The sequence below is a fragment of the Nonomuraea sp. WAC 01424 genome (assembly GCF_003947315.1).
Lineage (GTDB): Bacteria > Actinomycetota > Actinomycetes > Streptosporangiales > Streptosporangiaceae > Nonomuraea > Nonomuraea spiralis.
This window is the reverse complement of the sequence record NZ_QHHZ01000018.1, coordinates 85,511-108,364: the sequence shown is the minus strand read 5'-3', so window position 1 is coordinate 108,364 and position 22,854 is coordinate 85,511. Positions and strand designations below refer to the sequence as shown.

Genomic DNA, 22,854 nt, shown 5'->3' with positions numbered 1-22,854 from the left:
TCCCCGGTCTCAGGGCTGGAAGTCGGGGTCCACGGTCACGGCGACGTCGAGCAGCAGGGGCTCCTCCCGGGCGGCCAGCGACGGGATCACCTCGTCGAACGCGGCGGCCAGCTCGGCGGGGCCGTCCACCCGCCGGGCGGGGCAGCCGAGCGACCTGGCCAGCGCGGTCATGTCCACCTCGGTGAACGGCGGCCACGGCGCCTTGCCGCCCTGCCGGTCGGCGAGCCGGTCCATGACCGCGTACCGGCCGTTGGCGAGCACGACGAACAGCGCGCCCACCCGGTAGTGGGCGGCGCTCCACAGGGCGTGCAAGCCGTAGAGCGCCGAGCCGTCGCCCACGACCGCGACCACCGGACGGGTGGGCAGCGCCATGCGTACGCCGACGGCGGCGGGCACGGCGAACCCGAGCCCGCCCATGGCCGCCGAGACGAAGCCCAGCGGGTTCCTGGCCGGGACGAGCCGGTGCAGATCGGGACGGGACGACGGCGTCTCCTCCAGCAGCACGACGTCGCGGGGAAGCCGCCGGGCCAGCTCGCCCAGCGCGTACGCGGCCCGCAACGGCCCACCCGCGGACACGTCGGCGTCCAGGAGCCCCGGCGGCCCCGGGACGGGACCCGGGGGACGGGCGGGCACCAGGGCGGCCAGGCGCTCGCAGACGGCCCCGGGCGGCGCCAGGACGGCCAGGGCCGCCGGGCTCCGGTGTGCCTCGGCCGGGTCGTCGGTGACCACGGCGACCGTCGTCCCCGGCTCGACGAGCGGCCCCGGCGCGTACGGGGACTGCCGGAACACCGGCGCCCCCACGGTCAGCACGACGTCGTAGGGCGCCAGCGTCGCCCGCAACCGCCCGCGATCGGCCGGCAACACCCCCGCGTACTGCGGATGGTCCTGCGGGAACCCCGCCAGAGCCCCGAACGACTCCTGGAACACCGGGCACGCCAGCCGTTCGGCCAGCGCGGTCAGCGGCCCCCACGACGCACCGGCCCCCGCCACGATCGCCGGCGAGCGCGCCCCGGCCAGCAGTTCGACCAGCGGCGCGAGGCTGTCGTCGGGCACGGCGGCGGGCCGCAGCACCCGCGCGGGCGCGGCCGGGGTCTCGTCCTCGTAGGGCGCGGCCCAGTCGTCCATCGGCACCACGACCAGCGCCGGGCCGCGGCGCGTGACGGCTTCGTGGCAGGCGCGGGCCAGCGCGCCCGGCACGTCCTGCGCCCGCACCGGCTGGTGCGTCCACACCGGGTATTCGCCGGCCAGCCCGTCCAGCCGCCGGGCGAGGAACGGCTCCAGAGCCAGGTGCCGCCGGTCCTGCTGCCCCACCAGGACGACCAGGGGCACCCGGTTCACCCGGGCCGTGGCGATCGCGCCCACCGCGTTGCCCAGCCCGGCCGTGGTGTGCAGCACGGCCAGCGCGGGCGCCGCGTGCCCGATCGCCCAGCCGGTGGCCATGCCGACGACCGACCCCTCGTGCAGCGCGAGCACGAACCGCAGGTCGTCCGGCAGGTCGGTGAGCAGCGACACCTCGGTCGAGCCGGGATTGCAGAAGATCGTCGTCAGCCCGTGCCGCCGCAGCACCGCGAACGCCGCGTCCCTGACCGTGCTCATCGCGCCCCTCTCGCCTGCTGGATCCACCGGTAGACCTGCCCGCGCAGCTCGCCGAAGAGCGGCAGCGACCGGGTGGCGAGCTGGTCGCGGTCGCGCGGCAGGTCGATCTTGATGTCCGCCATCACGCCGGTCGGCGACGACGACAGGACGATCACCCGTTGTCCGAGGTAGACGGCCTCGTCGATGTCGTGGGTGACGAACAGCGCGGTCACCTCCAGGTCCCGCCAGAGCCGCAGGATCAGGTCTTCGAGGTCGGCCCTGGTCTGCGCGTCCACGGCGGCGAACGGCTCGTCCATGAGCAGGACCTCCGGTTCGTACGCCACGGCCCGCGCGATGGCGACGCGCTGCTGCATGCCGCCGGAGAGCTGCCAGGGATGGGCGTCGGCCGTGTCGGACAGCCCGACCGCGGCCAGCGACCCGGCCACCAGCTCCGCCCGCCGCGCCCGTGGCAGCCGTTTCTCCTTCAGCGGCAGCTCGACGTTCTGCCGCACGGTCATCCACGGGAACAGGCTGCGGCCGTACTCCTGGAAGACCACGGCCATGCGCGGCGGCGGCCCGGTCACCGGCTCGCCGGCCACCCGCACCTCGCCCCCGCCGGCCGGCAGCAGCCCGGCCACGCAGCGCAGCAGCGTGGTCTTGCCGCAGCCGGACGGCCCCACGACGCACACCAGCTCGCCGGCCGCGACGTCGAACGTGACCGAGCCGATGGCCTCGACCCGGCGGCCGGAGCCCCGGTAGACCTTGTTCAGCTCGCGGATCTCAAGCACGGGCGGCTCCGCTGCCGTGGTACCAGGCCAGGACCCACCGCTCAAGGCGGCGGAAGAGCAGCGACAACCCGAGGCCGAGCAGCCCGAGCAGCAGGATCCCGCTCCACATCTCGGCGATCTGGAACTGCCGCTGGAACAGCAGGATCGTGAACCCGAGCCCGCTGGAACTGGCGAACATCTCGCTGATGACCATGAGGATGATCCCGATGGACAACGCCTGCCGCAGGCCGGTCATGATCTGCGGGCTGGCGCCGCGCAGGACGAACCGGCGCAACCTGGAGACGCCGCGCACGCCGTACATGCGGCAGGTGTCGGACAGCACCTCGTCCAGCGCCCGTACGCCCTCCACGGTGTTCAGCAGGACGGGCCACACGCAGCCCGACACGATGACCAGCACCTTCATGAGTGTGTCGATCCCGGCCAGCAACATGATCAGCGGCACCAGCACCGGCGGCGGGACGGCCCTGAAGAACTCCAGCACCGGTTCGAGTGTGGCCCGCAGCCGCCGCGACAGGCCGATCGGCACGCCGAGCCCGACCCCGAGCAGCCCGGCCACCGCGTAGCCCGCGAGCAGCCGCGCAAGGCTCGGCAGCACGTCGTCGAGCAGCCGTTCGGAGAACCACGTCGCGGCGAAGGCCCGGCCCACCTCGACCGGGCCCGGCAGGTAGAACGTGCTCCCGCCGACCGCCCACCACACCAGTACGAGCGCCGCGGGCAGCGCGACCAGCCGGAGCGCCCTCACGCCCCGACCTCCGAGCGCACGGCCGGATGCCAGGCCAGCACCCGGCGTTCGAGCAGCCGTACGGCCGCGTTGACCGCGATGCCGACGGCCCCGGCGACCACGATCAGCGCGTACACGGTGGGTACGGCCCCGCTGCTCTGCGCCACCTGGATCTCCGCGCCGAGCCCCGGGCTGCCGATCACCAGCTCGGCCGTCACCGCCAGGATGAACGCCACCGCCGCCGCCAGCCTGAGCCCGGTCATCACGTACGGCAACGCCGTCGGCCACACCAGGTGCCTGATCCGCGACCAGGCCGACAACCCGTACGCGCGGGCGGTGTCGTGGGCGACGGGATCGACGGCGGCGACGCCGTACAGGACCTGGATGAGCACCTGCCAGAAGGAGGCGTACACCACGAGCAGCAGCGTCGAGCCCAGCGAGGCGCCGAACAGCAGCGTGGCCAGCGGCACCAGCGCGACCGACGGGATCGGCCGCAGGAACTCGACCGTCGAACCGGTCAGCGCCCGCAGCCCCGGCACGGTCCCGATCACCACGCCCGCCACGACCGCCGCGCAGAACGCCAGCGCCAGCCCCAGCGCCCAGCCGCGCAGGGTCTCGGCGAGCGCGATCCACAACCGGGCGGTGCCGAGCTCGGCGGCGAGCGTGCCGACTATGCGCGTGGCGGGCGGCAGGAAACGTTCGTCCACCAGGCCGAGCCGGGGCACGGCCTCGACCAGCGCGAGCAGGCCGGCCAGCCCGGCGAGCCCGTAGAGCGGGTCGCGCCTCACGGGACCAGCGTGGAGACGTCGATCCTGTCCTTTAGCACGCCGTCGGCCCGCGCCAGGTCGGCGATGGTCTGCACCGACGCCTTGTTGACCTCGACCGGCCACTTCGGCAGGTAGATCTTCGCGATCACCTCGGGCGAGATCTTCGTGTACGTCTTGAGGATCTCCCGCACTTCGTCGGGATGGCTGTCGGCGTACTCCAGCGACCTGCGCATCGCCGCGGTGAACCGCCTGGTCAGGTCGGGGTCCGTCCGGCTGGTGGTGAAGTACATGGCGACGGTGAGGTCGGGGGCGGCGTCGGCGAAGTTCCAGGCCACCGGCCGCGCCCCCTGGCTGATCGCCTGGCTGACGAACGGCTCGACCACCCAGATGGCATCCACCTGGCCGCTCTTCAGGGCCGCGGGCGCGTCGGGGAAGGGCAGCTCGACGAACTCGATGCCGCCGGGATCGCCGCCCGCCTTGCGCACCGAGGCCCGTACGGTCGTGTCGCCGATGTTCTTGAGCTGGTTCACCGAGATCTTCCGGCCGGCCAGGTCCTTGGGCGACCTGATCGGGCTGTCCGGTTCGACCAGCACCGCGCTGAAGTCCTTGCCCTGCTGCCCGGTCGAGGAGACGCCGTTGGCGACCACCTTCACGTCCAGGCCCTGTTGTCTGGCAGTCAGCAGCGAGGTGGTGTTGGCGAAGGCGAACTGGAACTGCCCGCCGACCGCCCCGGAGATGCTGGCCGCGCCGCCCTGCACCGGCGTGATCGTGAGGTCGATGCCCTGCTCGGCGAAGAAGCCCTTGGCCTTGCCGAGGTGGATGGGCGCGGTGTCGACGATCGCGATCACCCCGGCGTTGACCTTGTCCTTGTCCTTGCCCGCCGCCCGCGTACCGGGTTCCGTGCCGCCGCAGGCGGTCACGAGCAGGGCGGCGAGGATGATGAGAGCGCGACGCACGTCTGCTCCTAGGTGTTCGCTATGCGCACAGGTATTCTCTGTCCGAACAGCCCCGTATGGCGGAAACTACGCCCTTGTCGGCTCTTGTCAAGGGATCACCATGGTCGATCATGTGCAGTCGCTGGCCAGAGGGCTCGCGGTGATCCGCGCGTTCAGCGCCGCGGCGCCCGAGTTGACACTCAGTCAGGTCGCGCGGGCGACCGGCCTCAGCCGCGCCGCGGCCAGGCGGTTCCTGATCACGCTCGCCGACCTCGGCTACGTGCGCAGCGACGGCCGGCTGTTCGCGCTGACCCCGCGTGTCCTGGAGCTGGGGTATGCCTATCTGTCCGGCCTCTCGCTGCCCGAGGTGGCCGGCCCCCACCTGGAACGCCTGGCCGCCGAGGTACGCGAGTCCGCCTCGGTCGCGGTCCTCGACGGCGAGGACGTCGTCTACGTCGCCCGCGTCGCCACCGCCCGGATCATGAGTGTGTCGATCAGCATCGGCACCCGCTTCCCGGCCTACTGCACGTCGATGGGCCGGGTGCTGCTGTCCGCGCTGCCGCCCGGCCGGCTGGAGGACTACCTGGGACGGGCCGCGTTACGCAGGCTGACCTCCAGGACCGTCGTGCTGCCCGCCGCGCTGCTGGCCGAGCTGGAGCAGGTGCGCCTGCGCGGCTGGGCGATGGTGGACCAGGAGCTGGAGGAGGGCCTGCGGTCCGTCGCCGTGCCCGTACGCGACCACGCCGGCCGTACGGTCGCCGCCGTGAACGTCTCCACGCACGCCAGCCGTACCAGCCTCCACCAGGTCAGGCGGGAGCTGCTGCCGCAGCTCCTGGCCACGGCGGCGCGCATCGAGGCCGACCTGGCGAAGGTGACCCGCGCCTGACGCCGTCACCGGTTGCGGTAGCGGTCGGTCGCGTCGCGGGTGGCGCGGATCGCCGCGTCGGCCCGGTCGTAGGTGCGCTGGGCCAGGCCGACGAAGATGCAGTCCACGATGAGGAGCTGGCTGATCCGGCTGGCCAGCGCCCCGGGCCGGAAGGCCGTCTCCCGGCCGGCCGACACCAGCGTGTGCCGGGCCAGGTCGGCCAGCGACGAGCGCGGGTTGTTGGTGATCGCCACGATCAGCGCCCCCGCCTCGGCCGCCGTACGGGCCGGGACCAGCACGTCCGGTGTCTCGCCGCTGCAGCTGATCGCCACCGCGACGTCGCCCTCTCGCAGCAGCGCGGCGCTGGTCAGGGCCAGGTGCGCGTCGCTGAAGGGATGGCTGGACAGGCCGATGCGCAACAACTTCTGCGACATGTCGGCGGCCACCAGGCCGGAGGCCGCGACGCCGTAGACGTCCACCCGCCGCGCCACCGCGATGGCCTGGACGACCTCGCCGAGCTGGTCGGGGTCGAGCTGCGCGGCCGTGTCCGCCAGCGCGTCCGACTCCGCCCGCGCCACCTTGGCGATCACGTCCGTCAGCGGGTCGTCGGGGGCCAGGTCGCCGGGCACCAGGCGTTCCGGCTCCTTGGCCACGGCGGCGGCCAGCGCGAAGCGCATCTGCGAGTACCCGGCGAAGCCGAGTGCCCGCGCGGTCCGTACGATCGTGGCCTCGCTCGTGCCCGACACCACGCTGAACTCGGTGATCGTGCTCCGTACGACCAGGCCGGGGTCGTCCAGGATGATGCGGCCGATGGCCTGCGCCGCCGGGGTCAGCGACGGCAACACCGCGCGTACGGTGGCGACCGGGTTCGCGGGTTCGGTGCTCAACGTGTCAGCCATTCGGCCGCCGCCTGCGCGGAGACGCGGGAGATGCCGTGCGTGGCGAGGTGCGCGGCGCCGACGGGGGCGTCGCTGATGCCGGTGTCCACCACGATCGCGTCCGGCCGGGTGGCGAGCACCCGGGCCACCGCCTCGCGCACCCACGGGTGCCGCGCCGCGTCGTGCACGACGAGCACCACGGGCCGGTCGTCGAAGGCGGGCCGCTCGCCGTCGCGGTCCAGGCGCACCCTGGCCGTGGTCGGCAGCCGCGCGGTGAGGGCCGCCGCGATGCCGGTCGGCGTGGCGGGATCGACGGCCTGGTTGAGCCGGGTGTTGACCTCCACGACCAGCGGGCCGCGGTCGAGCACGGCGGCGCCGGTCGTGGTCAGCGCGGCCCTGGCGACCTCCAGGCCGACGCTCTCGTCCACGTCGGCGACGGCCTTCTCGCGCAGCGCGGACCGGTCGGCGTACCAGGCGGACAGCGCCAGCACCCGTTCGGCCGCCTCGGCCAGCCGTTCCTCCTTCAGCGTGCCCGAGCGTACGGCGGCGACGATCGCGTCGCGCATCTCGCGCAGGCTGTGCTCGTCGGCCCGGCCCGCGCAGATCGTGTCGGCGCCGGCGGCCAGCGCGCGCACCGCGATCTCCCCGGGGCCGAACATGTCGGCCACCGCCTGCATCTCGATCGCGTCGGTGACGACCACGCCGTCGAAGCCGAGCTCGCCCCTGAGCAGGTCGGTCAGGGCACTGTGGCTGAGCGTCGCCGGCATCGACGGGTCCAGCGCGGGCACCAGCAGGTGACCGGACATGATCGAACGCACCCCGTACGCGATCGCGGCCCGGAACGGCGGCAGGTCGCGCTCGTCGAGCACCGCCCGCGAGGCGTGCACGGTGGGCAGCGCCAGGTGGGAGTCGGTGATCGTGTCGCCGTGCCCGGGGAAATGCTTGGCGCAGGCGGCCACGCCCGCTCCCTGCACCCCGGCCACGTACGCGACGGTGTGGCGGGCGACGAGATCCGGATCGGGCCCGAACGAACGTACGCCGATCACCGGGTTCTCCGGGTTGGCGTTCACGTCGGCGGAGGGGGCGTAGTTGAGTGAGATGTCCAGCTCGGCGAGCATCCTGCCGATCTGACGACCCACCCGCTCGGTGAGATCGACGTCGTCGGCCACGCCCAGTGCCCGGTTGCCGGGGAAGGAGCTGCCGGCGAGCACTTCGAGCCGGGTGACCGCGCCGCCCTCCTCGACGATCGCGAGGATCGCGCCGGGATTCTCGGCGCGCACCGAACGGACGACCTGCTCGTCGATGGAGTTGCGGGCGAACAGGATGACCCCGCCGAGGCCCTCACCCAGCGCGCGGCGCAGCCAGTCGGGGGGCGACGTCCCCTCGAACCCCGGCTGGAGCACCGTCATCGCAAGTCGGACCAGCTCTGCGCTCATGCGGCATTTTCCTTCACGGTTGTTGATCTGAAGGTAATTTTCTGTCATCGTCGCCCTCGACACAACCATTGTCGAGAGGCCACCCCCCATGCCCAGCAGAAGGACTCTCCTGAAGGGTCTCGCTCTCGCCGCCGCCGCGTCCGCCGTGCCGCTGCCGGCCTTCGCCCAGGCCGACTATGTCCCCCCGCTGCGTCAGATGCGCGGCATGTGGATCGCTTCCGTGGTCAACATCAACTGGCCCTCGAAGCCGGGGCTGAGCGCCGACGAGCAGAAGGCCGAATACCTCGCCTGGCTCGACGTGGCCGTTCAGCGCAAGCTCAACTCGGTGTTCGTGCAGATCAGGCCCACCGCCGACGCGTTCTGGCCGTCGTCGTACGAGCCGTGGTCGCAGTACCTGACCGGCACCCAGGGGCAGGACCCCGGCTACGACCCGCTCGGGTTCGCCGTGGAGGAGACCCACAAGCGCGGCCTGGCCTTCCACGCCTGGTTCAACCCCTACCGCGTGTCCATGCAGCCCGACCCGAGCAAGCTGCACCCCGAACACCCCGGTCGCAAGAACCCCGACTGGATCCTGCCGTTCGGCGGCAAGCTCTACTACAACCCGGGCATGCCCGAGGTCCGCAAGTTCTGCCAGGACGCGATGATGGACGCGATCACCCGCTACGACATCGACGGCCTGCACTTCGACGACTATTTCTACCCGACCAACACCACAGCTTTCGACGACAGCGCGACGTTCGCCAAGTACGGCGCCGGCTTCCCCGACCTGGCCGCCTGGCGGCGCAACAACGTCGACCTCATGGTCAGCGAGATGCAGCAGCGCGTCCTCCAGGCCAAGCCGGAGATCGCCTGGGGCATCAGCCCGTCGGGCATCTGGCGCAACAAGGGCACCGACCCGCTCGGCTCCGAGACCAACGGCGGCCAGTCCTACGACAACCTGCACGCCGACACCCGGGGCTGGGTCAAGAAGGGCTGGCTGGACTACATCGCGCCGCAGCTCTACTGGTACATCGGCCAGCCGCCGGCCGACTACTCCAAGCTCGTCCCGTGGTGGTCGGACGTGGCCTCGGGCACGAACACGCTGCTGTGGATCGGGCAGGCCGCGTACAAGGCGGGCGACCCGGCCCAGGCCGCCGAGTGGCAGAACCCGGCCGAGCTGTCCAGGCACCTGACGCTCAACCGCGCCCACCCCGAGGTCGGCGGCGACATCTGGTACAACGCCAACGACGTCAAGGTGGACCGGCTCGCCTCCATCACGACCACCGTTAACGACCACTACCAGCGGCCCGCCCTGGCGCCCGTACTGCCCCGCCTGGCGAACGGCGAACCGCCGCGCCGCCCGGTCGTGGCCTACGCGCTGCGCCGCAACGGCGGCGTCGAGGTACGCCTGGTCGCCACCGGCCGGAACGAGCCGTTCCAGTTCGCGATCTTCCGCTTCCCGGGCGAGGCCGGCCAGAACGCCTTCGCCGACGCGCGCAACCTCGTCGCGGTCGTGCCCGGTGACCGGCAGATCCGCTGGACGGACCCCGACGGCAAGCGCGGCGACCACTACTACGCGGTCGCCGTGGACCGGGCCAACAGGACCAGCAAGCCCAGCAACGGTTTTCGGGTGATCTGAAATACGCCGGTAAGGAAACGTTCATCTCCGGCGCCGCGCGCATGGCTGACCAGCGCGCGTCGCCGGGACGTTTCCCGACCGGCGACAAGCCCGGCACGCGCGCCGCGGGCCTTTCGGTCCGCGGTCACCCGCCCTCGCCTGTTCCGCGCCCAGCAGGGATGGGCACGGTGATCTGTCGATGGTTCCGACGCTGCCGGAACCCCTCGCCGAAGCCCCGGTCGCGATCCGGCTTCCTCTAGGAAGCCCTCCTACCGGCCGCCGACGGCTGTTCAGCCGCGGCGCCCGCCGACCGCTGCGGTGGCACCACAGGGGTCGGGCGCACCAGCCCGAGCGCGACGACCTCGTTGGCGAGGCGCGTGCGGCGGTTGGTGCCCTCAGGAATCCTGAACTTCTGGTAGAGCCGCAGCAGATGCTGCTTGACCGCGGCTTCGGTCACGACCAGGTCGTCGGCGATCTCGCGTGCCGTCGCCGGAGCGACGAACGCCTCGTCGGACAGCGCCGGCCTGCAGAGCGAGGTCAGTACGTCGACCTCGCGCCTGGTCAGCTCGGGCGCCGCCGCCCTGCGCAGCTCGACCTCGGGGGTGAAGTCCTCACGGGGGACTCCACCGATGCGACCCCGCGCCGCGCCGAACGAGACGACGTCGCCGTCGTCGAGCACCCTCCGGGCGATCGGCCTGCCGTTCACCCGTGTGCCGTTGCGGGACAGGCCCAGGTCAACGACGTACAGGTAGGGTCCTCGTCTGACGAACTCGGCATGGAGTCGAGACACACTGGGGTCGGTGAGCCGGATGTCTACACCCCGGCCCCTCCCGACCGTCGTGATCTCGGGGCGCAACGGGACCACGTCGCCGGTGTCCTCGATGCGTATGAACGGCCCCTCCACGGCAGTTCCTCCCCAGGTAGCCCGCCGTAACTATTACTACAGCTCCGGCTTACCCAACCGAGGGGATGCGGAATCTCCTTTGCCGAAAGGAGAATCCGGCGTGAAATTGGTCTGGACCTCTGCGGACGGTTTTACCTGCTCACGGGTAGACTTCGGAGGAAGATAAGCGGAGGAATCACTCATGGCGGACAAGCCCACGAAAGGCCTGGCCGATGTCGTAGCGGCGTCCACAGCGCTGAGCGACATCGACGGAAAGGCCGGTCGCCTCTTCTACCGTGGATACGACATCCACGATCTGGCCGGCCGAGCGACGTTCGAGGAGACCGCGCACCTGCTGCAGCACGGCAAGCTGCCCACCCGCGCCGAGCTGGAGGCGTACGGCGCCGAGCTGGCGCAGGGCAGGGAACTCGGCGGGCTGGTCGCGGCGAACGTCGCGGAGATCGCCGAGAAGCAGAAGCCCATGGAGGCGCTCCGCTCGCTCGTCTCCCTCGCCGGCGCCGACGACCCCGACAAGGACTCCAGCGCACCCGAGGCCAACCTGCGCAAGGCGGCGCGCCTGACCGCGCAGCAACCCGTGCTGGTCGCCCGCTACCACGCCGAGCGCACCGGCGGCACGGTCCCCGAGGCCGACCCCGCGCTCAGCATCGCCGGCAACTTCCTGCTCCAGGTCACCGGCCGCGCCCCCGAGGCGCGCGAGGTCGAGATCTTCGACGAGTGCCTGGTCCTGCACGCCGACCACACCATGAACGCCTCCACCTTCGCCGCCCGCGTCTGCGCCGCGACCCTGTCGGACATGCACTCGGCGATCGTCGCGGCCATCGGCACGCTCAAGGGCCCGCTGCACGGCGGCGCGAACGAGCAGGTCATGAAGACGCTGGAGTCGATCCCGCCGGGCGGGGTGGCCCAGGCCGTACGCGACAAGCTGGCCGCGGGCGAGAAGATCATGGGCTTCGGGCACCGCGTCTACAAGACCGAGGACCCGCGCGCCACCCACCTGCGCCGGATGTCGGCCGAGCTGGCCGAGTCCACCGGCGACGACACCTATTACCGGATGTCGAAGGAGATGGAGGAGGTCGTCTTCGAGACGAAGGGCCTCTATCCGAACGTCGATTTCTATGCGGCGTCGGTCTACCACTACCTTGGCATCCCGACGGACCTGTTCACCCCCGTCTTCTCGATCAGCCGCATGTCCGGCTGGACCGCGCACGTGATCGAGCAGCACGCCGACAACAGGCTGATCCGGCCCGACAGTGAATACATTGGCGAGCGCGATCAGAAGTGGAAGCCAATAGAAGAGCGTTGAGCCGAGAGAACGAACGCGAACGCTGGGGACCGTTCCCGCTGGTTGTGGCGGGAGCGGTAGCCACCGTGCTCGTGATCCTGTTGGTGGACCCGCGCTGGGGCGGGTTCGCGCTGGGCGGCGTGCTGATGATCGCCGCCGCGCTCCGGTTCGCCGGGTACGACGGGCAACTGGCCGTCCGCAGCAAGAAGATGGACGTCATCACGCTGACCGCGTTCGGATTCCTGCTGGCCCTGACCTCGCTCGCGCTGTACAACAACGCGTTCAAGGCTTGGCTTCTGTCCCTTTTGGCCGGTTGACGGGACGGTCCGATAGCCTCAACGCATCCATTCATTGAAGGGGAACCATTCGCATGCCCAAGATCAAGGTGGAGGGTCCCGTCGTCGAGCTCGACGGCGACGAGATGACCCGGATCATCTGGCAGTTCATCAAGGACCAGCTGATCCTTCCCTACCTCGACGTCGACCTGAAGTACTACGACCTGGGGATCGAGTACCGTGACTCGACGGACGACCAGGTCACCATCGACGCCGCCAACGCCATCAAGAAGTACGGCGTCGGTGTGAAGTGCGCCACCATCACCCCGGACGAGGCGCGGGTCGAGGAGTTCGGGCTCAAGAAGATGTGGAAGTCCCCCAACGGGACCATCCGCAACATCCTCGGCGGCGTGATCTTCCGTGAGCCGATCATCATGTCGAACGTGCCGCGGCTCGTACCCGGCTGGACCAAGCCGATCGTCGTCGGCCGTCACGCCTTCGGCGACCAGTACCGCGCCACCGACCTGGTCATCCCCGGCGAGGGCACCCTGACCCTCACGTACACGCCGAAGGACGGCTCCGAGCCGATCGAGCTCGACGTGTACGACTTCCCGGGCGCCGGCGTCGCCATGGCGATGTACAACCTCGACGAGTCGATCCGCGACTTCGCCCGCGCCTCCATGCGCTACGGCCTGGCCCGCAACTACCCGGTCTACCTCTCGACGAAGAACACCATCCTCAAGGCGTACGACGGCCGCTTCAAGGACATCTTCGCCGAGATCTTCGAGACCGAGTTCAAGGCCGACTTCGAGAAGGCCGGGCTCACCTACGAGCACCGCCTGATCGACGACATGGTCGCCGCGGCCCTCAAGTGGGAGGGCGGCTACGTCTGGGCCGCCAAGAACTACGACGGCGACGTGCAGTCCGACACCGTCGCGCAGGGCTTCGGCTCGCTCGGCCTGATGACCTCCGTCCTCATGACCCCCGACGGCCAGACCGTCGAGGCCGAAGCCGCCCACGGCACCGTGACGCGCCACTACCGTGAGCACCAGAAGGGCAACCCCACCTCCACGAACCCGATCGCCTCGATCTTCGCGTGGACCCGTGGCCTGGCCCACCGCGGCAAGCTCGACAACACCCCCGCCGTGACGGAGTTCGCCGCCAAGCTGGAGCAGGTCTGCATCGAGACGGTCGAGAGCGGCCAGATGACCAAGGACCTCGCGCTGCTGGTCGGCGGCGACGCCAAGTGGCTCACCACCCAGGACTTCCTGGCCGCCCTGGACGAGAACCTCAAGAAGAAGATGTCTGCTTGAGAAAAAGCGGCCTCTACCTGCGGCGATGCTGCGAGGTAGAGGCCGTTTCGCATGTCCGGGCCGTCGTTGTCGTGTCCGGTTCCGGCTGATCGGTACGCCCGGTGGCGGGAGGGGTTGACGGAGTGCTTCTTTTAGGAAAGTTTCCTAAGAGAACCCCCTCAGTCTCAGGAGGCGTACCCGTGCGAACCAGAAAGTGGGCCCTGCCCGCCGCGACCATGCTCACCACCGCGCTGCTCGCGGGCTTCGCCCCGGCCGCGTACGCCGTCCCCGACGGCTGCACCACCAGTGTGAACGGCTCGACGGCCGAGAGCCGCTGCACCGGTGGTACGGGCCAGCACCAGGTCGCGATCACCGTCCTGCACGTCAACCCCAGCGTCGGGTACGTCTACAACATCGGCCCATGGGTCTCTCCCGGGCAGGTCTCCTCCGCCTCCATCCCGCCCGGCACGATCATCTCCATCCGCGTCAACAAGCGCTGAGCCTCGGGGAGGCGCACCCGGGCGGTCAGGCGACCAGCCTGAGCCAGGCGGTGGCCAGGGCGGCGTGGCCGGCGAGGGTCGGGTGCACGCCGTCCTCGGCCCAGTACTCCGGCCCGGTCGTCGCGGCGAGCCCGGCGAACAGGCCGTCGGCGGCGAGCAGGTGGGCGCCGTACTTGTGGGCGAGTTCGCGTACGGCCTGGATCTTCGGGTCCAGGTCGGCACGCCACTTCCGGCGTTCCTCCACACCGAGGCGGCTGTGGACGACCTGGACGAGGCCGCTGACCGGCAGCAGGAACGGTTCGACGAGGATCAGGTCGGCGCCGGCGTCGTCGATGGGCGCGAGCAGGCGGTCGTAGCCCGCCGCGTAGTCCTCGGCGGGGATCACATGGCCGTCGGGGTCGTAGGAGTGCCAGCCGACGTCGTTGATGCCGACGAGGATCGACACCACATCCGGGCGCGCGTCGAGGACGTCCGTCTGCCAGCGGGGTTCGAGGTCCATCACCTTGTGGCCGGCGATCGCGGAGTTCAGCCAGGTCACGGGCCGGTCCGGGTGCCGCAGTCCCCACTCGCCCGCCACGAGCAGCGGGTAGCCGAACCCGAGGCCGTGCTCGCTGTCCAGCCGCCCGCTGTCGGTGATCGAGTCGCCGGTGAACATCACGGTGCCGCCCGGCCGGAGGTTGATCGTCATACGAGCTCCTGTGGCTTGGAGGATGAGGGGAGGCCGAACCAGCGGCCGGCGGCACGTTCGAACGCCTTGCGATCAGGGACGCCATCGGCCGCCCAGGCGACGACGCCGTCGGGCCGGACGAGCACGGCGCCCAGCCCGAGGTCGTCGCGGGCCGGGCCGGAGGCGTACCGGATCCGGCTCGCCCAGCCCGTCGCCGAGCGGCGCAGAGGCTGGTCGGCGGTCAGGTCCAGGGCGACGCCCCGTCCGTCCCGCAGCAGGTCGCCGAGGCGGGTGCCGTCCTCAAGGCGGAGGTCGGGGGCGTTGCGGCCGATCAGCGGGTGCTCGCCGCCGAGGTCGTGGCGGGCCGAGGCTCCTGAGAGCCTGCCGAAGACGTACGTCGTCCCGTCGCGGGTCGCGAGCAGGTCGCGGACCACCGCCTGGATCGCCTGGGCGTGCGGGTCGGGTTTCATGACGGCCGTCTGGGCGCGCGTCCAGTCGAGCACGGACGCGCCGATCGGACGGCGTTCGCGGCTGTAGGTGTCGAGCAGGCCGTCCGGCGCGTGCCCGTGGACGGTCGCCGCGAGTTTCCAGCCCAGGTTCAGCGCGTCGCCGAGGCCGAGGTTGAGCCCCTGAGCGCCGAGGGGGGAGTGGACGTGGGCGGCGTCCCCCGCGAGCAGGACGCGCCCCCGCCGGTACGTCGTCGCCTGCCTCGCCCGGTCGGTGAAGCTGGCGGCGAAACGTACCTCGTCCAAGGTCACGTCGGTGCCGGACACCCGGCGCAGAACCGCCTGGAGATGTTCGCGGTCCGGCCGCCGCGAGCGGTCGAACGCACCCCCGTCGAACTCCATCACGCCGAGGTGCCCTTCCGCGGGCATCCGGAGGTACATGCCGTTCGGCGTCAGGTTGAACCCGGGACGCAGCTTCCCGGGATCGGCGACGTCGGCGAGCATGACGTACCCGGTGAACTGCGGCTCGGTGCCGGCGAACTCGAAGCCCGCCAGGCCGCGTACCGTGCTGCGGCCGCCGTCGCAGCCGACGACCCAGCGTGCCGCGTACTCGTGCTCGCCGGCGCCCAGGAGGGCGCGGTCGTCGTCCTGGGTGAGGGTGGTGACCGCGACGCCGCGCCTGATCTCCACGCCCAGCTCGTACGCGCGCTGCGACAACACCGTCCCGACCGCTTCGAGGGTCGTCAGCATGCCCTCCGCCGCCGGGCCGGGCAGCCGGAAGGGCAGGGCGGTGACGTCGACCATGGCCGGATCGAGCGTCATACCGGCGAAGTGGCCCGCGCTGCGAGGACGCGACGGCTTGTCGCCGCCTGGAGGGGGCGAGGTGGCGTCGTCGTCGCTGGGGCGGGCGGGCAGGCCGGATGCCGTCAGCAGCGGCGGCAACATCCCGCGGCGGTCGAACGCCTCGACGGACGCGGCGGACAGGCCGCGCATCCCGAGCGGGTCCGCCTTCCAGGGGGAGCGGGACTCCGGCTCGCGTTCGAGCACCAGGACGGAGCAGCCCGCGAGGGCGAGCTCGCAGGCGAGGAAGAGACCGACCGGGCCGGCGCCCACGATCACCACGTCATGCATGAGCTTCTCTCCTTCCGCCATTCGCCGGGACGCCGCCTGCCGGGGTGCCGTCCAGGGGTGTTCGCGCGGTGTTCATGAGGTCTCCTCGTCATCGCTGGTCTCTCGGGTACGCCAGAGACTGGCGTGGGCCGCTCACACGGCGCGCACATGCCGCTGACGCCGCCGTACCGTGCCGCGTGAGCGCGGTGCCCGAGCCGGAGCACCAAGGTCGTTCGGGGGCATCAGGGGGTGTGCGGGAAAATCAGGACATGGACGGGGATGCGGGGTTTCGCGTCACGCTGCTCGGCGCCTTGCAGGTGTCACGCGGTGACACCGTCCTGGCCGTTCCCGGCGCGCGGTCGCAGGCCTTGTTCGTACGGCTGGCGCTCGCCGGGGGGCGTCCGGTCGAGCAGGGTGTCCTCGTGGACGCGATCTGGGCCGAGGATCCGCCGGCCGGTCCCGGCCACGCGCTACAGGCCCTCGTCTCGCGGTTGCGCCGTACGCTCGGCTCGGCCGGGGACGTCACGCAGGCCGCGGGCGGTTACCGGCTGGCCGTGGATGCGTCCGATGTGGACGTGCTGCGGTTCGAGCAGCTCGCCGCCGCGGGGCGTGACCGTCTGCGCGCCGGTGACGTGGAGGCCGCGGCGGGCGTGCTCGGGGAGGCCGTGGCGCTGTGGGGTGATCGTCCCGGGGGCGAGCCCGCGGTCGTCGCCGCGGTCGCGCCCGCCACCGCGACCTGGCTGGCCCACGCCTCGGTCGAGGCCGTCGCCGACCTCGCCGACGCCGAGTTGTCGCTGGGCCGTGCGGACGCGGGCGCCGTACGCCTGACCGCGCTGCTCGCCGGTCGGCCCGTCCATGAACGGGCGGCCGCGTTGCTCATGGACGCGCTCGCCGCCCAGGGACGCCAGGCCGACGCCCTGGCCCTGTACGAGCGCGTCCGCGAGACGTTGGCCGACGTCCTCGGCACCGACCCCGGCGCCGCCCTGCGCGACCGCCACCTGCACCTCCTCCGCGCCGAGCCCTCCGCGCCCCCCGCGCTTCCCGCCGCCGCACGGACCGAGAGTGGGAACGTGCCGGTGCCGTTGACCAGCTTCGTCGGGCGGGACGACGACCTTGCCCGGGTCGGTGCGCTGCTGGCCGCCGGACGCCTGGTGACCGTGCTCGGCCCGGGAGGCGCAGGCAAGACGCGCCTCGCCGTCGAGGCCGCCCGCCGTCACCGCCACGAGTACCGTGACGGCGCCTGGATGATCGACCTCGCCTCGGTCACCGAACCGGCCAAGGTCGGCGCGGCCGTGCTCGCCGGGATCGGCCTACGCGGCGGCGCGGTCTTCGAGGCCCGCACGCGGACCCAGTACGATGCCCGGACGCGGCCCCAGGACGAGGTCCGCACGCGCAGCGAGGGTGACGAGCTGGACGTGCTGGTGGAGCGGCTCGGTGGGCGGGAGAGCCTGCTGCTGGTCGACAACTGCGAGCACCTGATCGACGCCGTGGCCCACCTGGTCGCGGCGCTGTTGCCCCGATGCGCCGGCCTGCGGGTCCTCGCAACCAGCCGCGAACCCCTCGCGCTGGACGGCGAGGCGCTGGTGCCGCTCGGCCCGCTCGCGCTGCCCGGCCCGGACGACGGCGTCGAGCAGGCCGGGCGGGCGGCGTCGGTGCGCCTGTTCACCGAGCGGGCCGCGGCCGTACGGCCGGGCTTCGAGCTGGACGACACCACGTTGCCCGAGGTCCGGCGGGTGGTCCGCGGCCTGGACGGGATGCCGCTGGCGCTGGAGCTGGCCGCGGCCCGGCTGCGTACGCTGTCGTTGCCCGAGCTGGCCGACGGGCTGTCCGACCGGTTCCGGCTGCTCACCACCGGCAACCGTACGGCCCTGCCCCGGCACCGTACGCTGCGCGCGGTCATCGCCTGGAGCTGGGAGCTGCTGGGCGAGCACGAGCGCACCCTCGCGGAACGCATCTCCGTGCTGCCGGGCGGCGTCACGCCCGCCTCGGCCACCGCCGTCCGGGCGGGCACCGCCGTGCCCGCCGCCGATGTCCCCGACCTGCTCGCGGCCCTGGTCGACCGGTCGTTGTTGCAGCTCGCGCCCGACCCGGGCCGCTACCGCATGCTGGAGACGCTGCGTGAGTACGGCACCGGCCGCCTGGCCGAGCGGGGCGAGCTCGGCGCCGTACGCGACCTGGCCGCGGGCTACTTCGCCGAGCTGACGGCCCGGCAGGACCCGGAGCTGCGCGGACCCGGCCAGCTCGGGGCGATGCGGATCATCGGCGCCGAGTACGACAACGCGCTGGCCGCCCTGCGCCGCCGGTGCGAGACCGGCGACGCCTCCGGCGCGGTCGCCCTGGCGCTGAACCTGACCTGGTACTGGCAGATGTTCGGCCGGGACGACGACGCGGCCCACTGGCTGGGCGAGGCGCTGGCGGTGCCCGGCGGCGAGCCGACTCCGGCCCGCGACTGCGCCCTCGCGATCCACCTGTTCAGCGGGCCCGGCAGCGAGGCGGAGACGCGCGAGCCGGCCGCCAGGCTGCGCGCGTACCCGGAGCTGCCCGGCCCGTACGGTGTGCTCGCCGCGCTCGTGCAGGAGGAGGGGACCAGGGCGGCGATGCTCGACGAGCTGGCCGGCGGGGACGACGTGTGGATGTCCGGGTTGGCCCACATGTTCCGGGCCCGGTTCGCCGAGAACGCGGGCGAGCTGGACGGCATGCGCGCCGACGTCGAGGCGGCCCTGGCCCGCTTCCGGCAGGCCGGCGACCGCTGGGGCCAGGCCGGCGCGCTGCCGATGCGCGCCCAGCTCCGGCAGTACGACGGCGACCTCGACGGCGCGCTGGCCGACCTGCGCGAGGCCCGTACGCTGGCCGGCGAGTTCGGCTCGCTCAGCCTGCGCGACGAGGTGTACCGGGATCTGCGCCGGATCGACCTGCACCTGCTGCGCGGCGACACCGACCGGGCGATCGTGTTGCTCGGCGAGACCCGCGACCGGGCCGGGCGCGCGGGTTCGGCGGACATGCTGATCCTGGTCGACGCGCGGGAGGCGGGCTTCTGGGCCCGGCACGGCGACCTGGACCGGGCGCGGCGGCTGCTCGACGACGCCGAACGCGGCCTGCGCGACGGCGGCACGTACCTCCGCGACCACATGTGGACGCTGGTCGGCTGCGTACGGGCCGCGCTCTGCCTGGGGCTGGGCGACCTGGCCGGTGCGGAGAAGGCGTTGACCGGGGCGTACGCGGCGGCGCTGGAGACCGGGGACCTGCCGATCCTGTCGCTGGTGGCGGTGAACGTGGCCGCGCTGGCCGAGGCCGGCGGGCGGCGGCGGGAGTCGGCCGTGCTGCTCGGTGTCGCCGCCCGGTTGCGTGGTGCCCACGACCGTACCGACCGGCAGGTCCGCGAGCTCACCGGCCGGGGGCGGGCCGCGCTCGGTGAGGAGTCCTTCGCCGCGGCGTACGGCGAGGGCTGGGCACTGGACGGAAAGGCGGCCGCGAGCGCCGCCGACCCGGCCCGCCTGCACCGTAAACCCGACCCGGCCCACCTGCACGGTCCATAGGGCCGGCTCGGCGCAGTGCTTGCGGGCTCGTACCCTTGGTCCCGTGTTGAGTAGTAACCGGCTGCGTGTCCTGCTTGAGGTGTTCAGGACGGGCAGCATCGCCGGTGCGGCCAGGGAACTGAAGTTGTCGCCGTCCGCCGTGTCCCACCAGCTCTCCCGGCTGGAGCAGGAGGCGGGCGTCGGGCTGGTCGAGCGCAACGCCCAGAGCCTGCGGCTGACCGAGGCGGGACGCCGCCTGGCCATCCGGGCCCAGGAGGTCGTCGACATCATCGAGGCGGCCGAGAAGGACCTGCTCGCCCAGGCCCGGGTCGACGCCGGCGAACTGCGCATCGGCTTCTTCGCCTCCGCCGGCTACCGGCTGCTGCCGCTGGCGTTGTCGCGCTTCGCCTCCAGGTACCCGAACGTGGCGCTCGACCTGGTGGAGGGCCAGCCGTACGAGCTGCTGCCCGATCTGGAGCGCGGGGCGCTGGACGTGCTGGTGGTGTTCGAGCACGCCCTCGACCCGTGGAAGTGCCCCGAAGGGGTGGAGGTGGTGCACCTGTTCGACGAGCCGCAGCTCCTGGTCCTGCCGACCGGCCACCCCGCCGCCCAGCGGCCCAAGGTACGGCTGGCGGACCTGGCCGCTGAGCCCTGGATCACCACGTTCGGCGCCGAGCATCCGGTGTCGATCCTTGAGCGGGCCAGCACGCTGGAGGGTTTCTCGCCGCAGATCCGCTGCCGCAGCGACCACTACGAGGTGACGATCGGCCTGGTACGGGCCGGGCTCGGCGTCGCGCTGGTGCCGAGCCTCGGCCTGCAGGGCGCGACCGGGCTGCACACCTGCCGCCTGGCCACGCCCAACCTGTTCCGCAGGATCGGCGTGGCCAGGCGGCCGACCAATCCCAACCCGGCCGCCCGGTTCTTCCTGGCCTACCTGCGTACGGCCTCGGCCCAGCTCAGGAACTCGATGGAGCCTTCGCTGCGCTGAGGCGGGCGGCGACGTCCAGACCGGCCCGCCGTACGGCGGAGGTCAGGTCGTGCTCGCTGCCCGCGGGCCCATGGGCGAGGACTGCGTAGGCGATCCGGCCGTCCATGATGCCGACGTCGGACCGTACGCCCTCGTCGGTGCCGGTCTTGTTGGCCAGCCAGTCGCCCTCGGGATCGTGCCTGACCAGGGCGGGGACGAGCCCGTGGTCGGTGTTCTGCCGCATCCAGCCGCGCATGATCGACTGCCAGCCGCCCGTCCCGGCGACGAGCGCGGCCAGGCCGGAGAGCTCGGCCGCGGTGCCGATCGCGAACGTCGGCGGGTCCTGCGGGCCGCGCGGCTCCCTGATGCGGTCGAGCAGCCGGGTACGCGACAACCCGAGCGCCGCGGCCGCCGCGTTGACGCGGTCCACGCCGATCGTGCGCAGCAGGGCGTTCGTGGCGGTGTTGTCGCTGATCGCGGCGGTCAGCAGGGCGAGGTCGCCGATCGTCCAGCTCCGCCCGGACAGCGACAGCAGCAGCCCCGAACCGCCGCAGTAGTCGTCGTCGTGCAGCGTCACGGGCGTTTCGGGGTCCAGGATGCCGCCCTCGACGCTCATCGCCACCTCGGCCAGCAGCAGCAGCTTGCCGACGCTGGCCAGCGGCAACTCGGCGTCCTCGTTGACGCCGTGGAAGTCGCCCGTCACCAGATCCCGCGTCGCGACGGCGAGCGTGATGTCGTTCACCGGCCGATGATCCTTCCTGGTCTGTCCTCGGTGAGCTTGTTGTCCTCGACGGCGATCCGGCCGGCCACGACGACGGCCCGGATGCCGACGGGAGGCAGCAGCGGATCGGCGTACGTGGCGCCGTCGGCCACCGTGGCGGGGTCGAGGAGCACCAGGTCGGCGTGCGCGCCGTCGCGTACGACGCCCCTGCCGGCCAGGCCGAACCGGTCGGCCGCCATGCCGGTCATCTTGTGGACCGCGACCTCCAGCGGGAGCAGGCCCTGGTCGCGGGAGTAGCGGCCGAGCACCCTGGGGAAGGTGCCGGCCAGGCGGGGGTGCGGATGGCCGGGCTTGGGCACGCCGTCCGAGCCGATCATCGTGAACTCGCCGGTCAGGACCCGCTGGACGTCGTCCTCGCGCATCGAGTGGCTGATGATCGTCACCTCGCCCTCCTCGGCGAGGAGCAGTTCGGCGGCGGTGTCCACGGGGTCGCCGCCCAGTTCGGCGATCGTGCGGCCCTCGGCCTCGGGGTGGCGGGTGGCGCAGGCGACCGAGATGCGGTCCCAGCCGCCGTTGCCGACCGTGTTCTCCCAGCCGAGCACGCCGACCTCGATCGCCTCGCGCATCCTGGCCCGCTGGCCGGGGTCGCGCAGCCGGTCGAGCAGCGCCTCGGTGCCGCCGTCGTTGGCCCACGGGGGGAACATCGCCGACAGCGACGTGCTGCCCTCGGTGTAGGGGTAGACGTCGCAGGTGAGGTCCATGCCCTGGGCGCGCAGTTCGGCCATGCGGGGGAGCGTGCGCAGGGTCTTGCCCCAGGCGTGCCGTCCCGCGGTCTTGTGGTGGCTGACGTGCAGCGCGGCCCCGCTCCTGCGGGCGATCTCGACGGCCTCCTCCAGCGCCTCCTCGACGCGGGACATCTCGTCGCGCAGGTGGGTGACGTACGGCTTGCCGTGCCGGGCCGCGACGCGGGCCAGCGCGACCACCTCGGCGGTGTCGCCGTACGTGCCGGGGGTGTAGATGAGACCGGTGGACAGGCCGGCGGCGCCGGCGGCCAGGGCGTCGTCCAGCAGCGCGCACATGGTGTCGAGCTCGGCGGGGGTGGCCGGGCGGTCCTCGTAGCCGAGCACGCCGGCCCGCAGGGTGCCGTGGCCGACGAGCGAGGTCAGGTGGTTCGACCGGGGGGCGCGCTCATGCGCCTCCACAAACCCGTCGTAGTCCTGAAATATCGGGATATCACCGCCGAAACCGGCGCGGCTTGACCGGCGCAGCGCCGGCACCCGCTCGGGCAGCGCGGGGAACAGGCTCGACCCGCAGTTGCCGCAGATCTCCACGGTGACGCCCATGAGCACGGGCGCGGCGGCCAGGTCGCGACCGGCCTCGCCGAGCAGCGTGACCGCGTCGGAATGGGTGTGGACGTCGATGAACCCGGGCGCGACCACCAGCCCGGCGGCGTCGATCACCCGCCCCCCGCCCCCGTCGGACGGCCCGCCCTCGGGCAGCAGGACGAGGCGGTCACCGCGGACGCCGACGTCGGCACGGCGCAACGGCGCGCCCGTCCCGTCGGCGACGAGACCACCGCTGATCAGTACGTCGAGGCTCACGCGGCCGGACCC

General features: G+C 72.3%; 20 protein-coding genes. 8 read left to right on the top strand and 12 right to left on the bottom strand.

The window, feature by feature from the left end:
- Window positions 1–9 precede the first annotated feature (9 nt).
- The 5 genes from DMB42_RS40825 to DMB42_RS40805 are packed head-to-tail and all read right to left on the bottom strand — an operon-like array spanning window position 10 to window position 4,807.
- Window positions 10–1,596, bottom strand: coding sequence for a thiamine pyrophosphate-dependent enzyme (locus DMB42_RS40825; RefSeq protein ID WP_125644457.1), 1,587 nt, complete (start codon window positions 1,594–1,596; stop codon window positions 10–12).
- The gene (locus DMB42_RS40820; protein WP_125644455.1) at window positions 1,593–2,363 is read right to left on the bottom strand and encodes an ABC transporter ATP-binding protein; all 771 of its coding nucleotides are present in this window, start codon (window positions 2,361–2,363) and stop codon (window positions 1,593–1,595) included. The genes DMB42_RS40825 and DMB42_RS40820 overlap by 4 nt, the downstream gene beginning before the upstream one ends.
- Complete coding sequence (locus tag DMB42_RS40815; RefSeq protein ID WP_312024794.1) at window positions 2,356–3,105, bottom strand: ABC transporter permease; 750 nt, start codon at window positions 3,103–3,105, stop codon at window positions 2,356–2,358. Before DMB42_RS40815 ends, DMB42_RS40820 begins: the two co-directional genes overlap by 8 nt.
- Window positions 3,102–3,872 carry an ABC transporter permease gene (locus DMB42_RS40810; RefSeq protein WP_125644453.1) on the bottom strand — a complete coding sequence of 257 codons (771 nt, stop codon included), beginning with the start codon at window positions 3,870–3,872 and terminating at the stop codon, window positions 3,102–3,104. Before DMB42_RS40810 ends, DMB42_RS40815 begins: the two co-directional genes overlap by 4 nt.
- The gene (locus DMB42_RS40805; RefSeq protein ID WP_125644451.1) at window positions 3,869–4,807 is read right to left on the bottom strand and encodes an ABC transporter substrate-binding protein; all 939 of its coding nucleotides are present in this window, start codon (window positions 4,805–4,807) and stop codon (window positions 3,869–3,871) included. Before DMB42_RS40805 ends, DMB42_RS40810 begins: the two co-directional genes overlap by 4 nt.
- A 100-nt stretch (window positions 4,808–4,907) precedes the next feature.
- On the opposite strand from DMB42_RS40805, the gene DMB42_RS40800 reads away from it, so the two are divergent.
- Window positions 4,908–5,672, top strand: coding sequence for an IclR family transcriptional regulator C-terminal domain-containing protein (locus DMB42_RS40800; protein WP_125644450.1), 765 nt, complete (start codon window positions 4,908–4,910; stop codon window positions 5,670–5,672).
- Window positions 5,673–5,677: 5 nt separating this feature from the next.
- Here the strand turns inward: DMB42_RS40800 and DMB42_RS40795 are convergent, their stop codons facing one another.
- The gene (locus DMB42_RS40795) at window positions 5,678–6,550 is read right to left on the bottom strand and encodes a MurR/RpiR family transcriptional regulator (RefSeq protein ID WP_125644448.1); all 873 of its coding nucleotides are present in this window, start codon (window positions 6,548–6,550) and stop codon (window positions 5,678–5,680) included.
- Entirely contained in the window at window positions 6,535–7,965 is a 1,431-nt protein-coding gene (locus tag DMB42_RS40790) for a glycoside hydrolase family 3 protein (protein ID WP_125644446.1), read from the bottom strand. Before DMB42_RS40790 ends, DMB42_RS40795 begins: the two co-directional genes overlap by 16 nt.
- 88 nt (window positions 7,966–8,053) lie before the next feature.
- Here DMB42_RS40790 and DMB42_RS40785 point away from each other — a divergent pair, with 88 nt between their 5' ends.
- Window positions 8,054–9,583 (top strand): glycoside hydrolase family 10 protein, encoded by a 1,530-nt coding sequence (locus DMB42_RS40785; RefSeq protein WP_185845126.1) that lies wholly within the window; start codon window positions 8,054–8,056, stop codon window positions 9,581–9,583.
- Window positions 9,584–9,818: 235 nt separating this feature from the next.
- Here DMB42_RS40785 and DMB42_RS40780 read toward each other — a convergent pair whose 3' ends face one another.
- A complete protein-coding gene (locus DMB42_RS40780) occupies window positions 9,819–10,466 on the bottom strand; it encodes an FHA domain-containing protein (protein ID WP_125644444.1) in 648 nt (215 codons plus the stop codon).
- A 181-nt stretch (window positions 10,467–10,647) separates the two neighbouring features.
- On the opposite strand from DMB42_RS40780, the gene DMB42_RS40775 reads away from it, so the two are divergent.
- From DMB42_RS40775 to DMB42_RS40760, 4 genes are all read left to right on the top strand, one after another.
- On the top strand, window positions 10,648–11,769 hold the full coding sequence (locus DMB42_RS40775) for a citrate/2-methylcitrate synthase (RefSeq protein ID WP_125644442.1): 1,122 nt from the start codon (window positions 10,648–10,650) through the stop codon (window positions 11,767–11,769).
- The gene (locus DMB42_RS40770) at window positions 11,745–12,065 is read left to right on the top strand and encodes a DUF3017 domain-containing protein (RefSeq protein ID WP_312024793.1); all 321 of its coding nucleotides are present in this window, start codon (window positions 11,745–11,747) and stop codon (window positions 12,063–12,065) included. The genes DMB42_RS40775 and DMB42_RS40770 overlap by 25 nt, the downstream gene beginning before the upstream one ends.
- Window positions 12,066–12,118: 53 nt before the next feature.
- Window positions 12,119–13,336 carry an NADP-dependent isocitrate dehydrogenase gene (locus DMB42_RS40765; protein ID WP_125644439.1) on the top strand — a complete coding sequence of 406 codons (1,218 nt, stop codon included), beginning with the start codon at window positions 12,119–12,121 and terminating at the stop codon, window positions 13,334–13,336.
- Window positions 13,337–13,515: 179 nt separating this feature from the next.
- Window positions 13,516–13,815, top strand: coding sequence for a hypothetical protein (locus DMB42_RS40760; protein ID WP_125644438.1), 300 nt, complete (start codon window positions 13,516–13,518; stop codon window positions 13,813–13,815).
- A 25-nt stretch (window positions 13,816–13,840) separates the two neighbouring features.
- Here the strand turns inward: DMB42_RS40760 and DMB42_RS40755 are convergent, their stop codons facing one another.
- Window positions 13,841–14,503: an SGNH/GDSL hydrolase family protein gene (locus DMB42_RS40755; protein WP_125644436.1), complete on the bottom strand. Its 663-nt coding sequence runs from the start codon at window positions 14,501–14,503 to the stop codon at window positions 13,841–13,843.
- Window positions 14,500–16,059, bottom strand: a complete 1,560-nt coding sequence (locus DMB42_RS40750) for an FAD-dependent oxidoreductase (protein WP_125644434.1) — start codon at window positions 16,057–16,059, stop codon at window positions 14,500–14,502. Before DMB42_RS40750 ends, DMB42_RS40755 begins: the two co-directional genes overlap by 4 nt.
- A 248-nt stretch (window positions 16,060–16,307) precedes the next feature.
- On the opposite strand from DMB42_RS40750, the gene DMB42_RS40745 reads away from it, so the two are divergent.
- Window positions 16,308–19,574: a BTAD domain-containing putative transcriptional regulator gene (locus DMB42_RS40745; RefSeq protein ID WP_125644432.1), complete on the top strand. Its 3,267-nt coding sequence runs from the start codon at window positions 16,308–16,310 to the stop codon at window positions 19,572–19,574.
- A gap of 43 nt (window positions 19,575–19,617) precedes the next feature.
- Entirely contained in the window at window positions 19,618–20,541 is a 924-nt protein-coding gene (locus tag DMB42_RS40740) for a LysR family transcriptional regulator (protein ID WP_125644430.1), read from the top strand.
- Here DMB42_RS40740 and DMB42_RS40735 read toward each other — a convergent pair.
- Both DMB42_RS40735 and DMB42_RS40730 read right to left on the bottom strand, forming a co-directional pair.
- Entirely contained in the window at window positions 20,510–21,262 is a 753-nt protein-coding gene (locus DMB42_RS40735; protein ID WP_125644428.1) for a serine hydrolase, read from the bottom strand. The two genes, DMB42_RS40740 and DMB42_RS40735, sit on opposite strands and share 32 nt — an antisense overlap.
- Window positions 21,259–22,842, bottom strand: a complete 1,584-nt coding sequence (locus DMB42_RS40730; protein WP_125644426.1) for an amidohydrolase family protein — start codon at window positions 22,840–22,842, stop codon at window positions 21,259–21,261. The genes DMB42_RS40735 and DMB42_RS40730 overlap by 4 nt, the downstream gene beginning before the upstream one ends.
- Window positions 22,843–22,854: the final 12 nt, after the last annotated feature.

Bases quoted from the DNA above. Each gene is read 5' to 3' on its own strand.
- DMB42_RS40825 (WP_125644457.1), bottom strand. From the start codon at position 1,596: ATGAGCACGGTCAGGGACGCGGCGTTCGCGGTGCTGCGGCGGCACGGG.
- DMB42_RS40800 (WP_125644450.1), top strand. From the start codon at position 4,908: ATGGTCGATCATGTGCAGTCGCTGGCCAGAGGGCTCGCGGTGATCCGC.
- DMB42_RS40795 (WP_125644448.1), bottom strand. From the start codon at position 6,550: ATGGCTGACACGTTGAGCACCGAACCCGCGAACCCGGTCGCCACCGTA.
- DMB42_RS40790 (WP_125644446.1), bottom strand. From the start codon at position 7,965: ATGAGCGCAGAGCTGGTCCGACTTGCGATGACGGTGCTCCAGCCGGGG.
- DMB42_RS40785 (WP_185845126.1), top strand. From the start codon at position 8,054: ATGCCCAGCAGAAGGACTCTCCTGAAGGGTCTCGCTCTCGCCGCCGCC.
- DMB42_RS40775 (WP_125644442.1), top strand. From the start codon at position 10,648: ATGGCGGACAAGCCCACGAAAGGCCTGGCCGATGTCGTAGCGGCGTCC.
- DMB42_RS40765 (WP_125644439.1), top strand. From the start codon at position 12,119: ATGCCCAAGATCAAGGTGGAGGGTCCCGTCGTCGAGCTCGACGGCGAC.
- DMB42_RS40755 (WP_125644436.1), bottom strand. From the start codon at position 14,503: ATGACGATCAACCTCCGGCCGGGCGGCACCGTGATGTTCACCGGCGAC.
- DMB42_RS40750 (WP_125644434.1), bottom strand. From the start codon at position 16,059: ATGCATGACGTGGTGATCGTGGGCGCCGGCCCGGTCGGTCTCTTCCTC.
- DMB42_RS40745 (WP_125644432.1), top strand. From the start codon at position 16,308: ATGGACGGGGATGCGGGGTTTCGCGTCACGCTGCTCGGCGCCTTGCAG.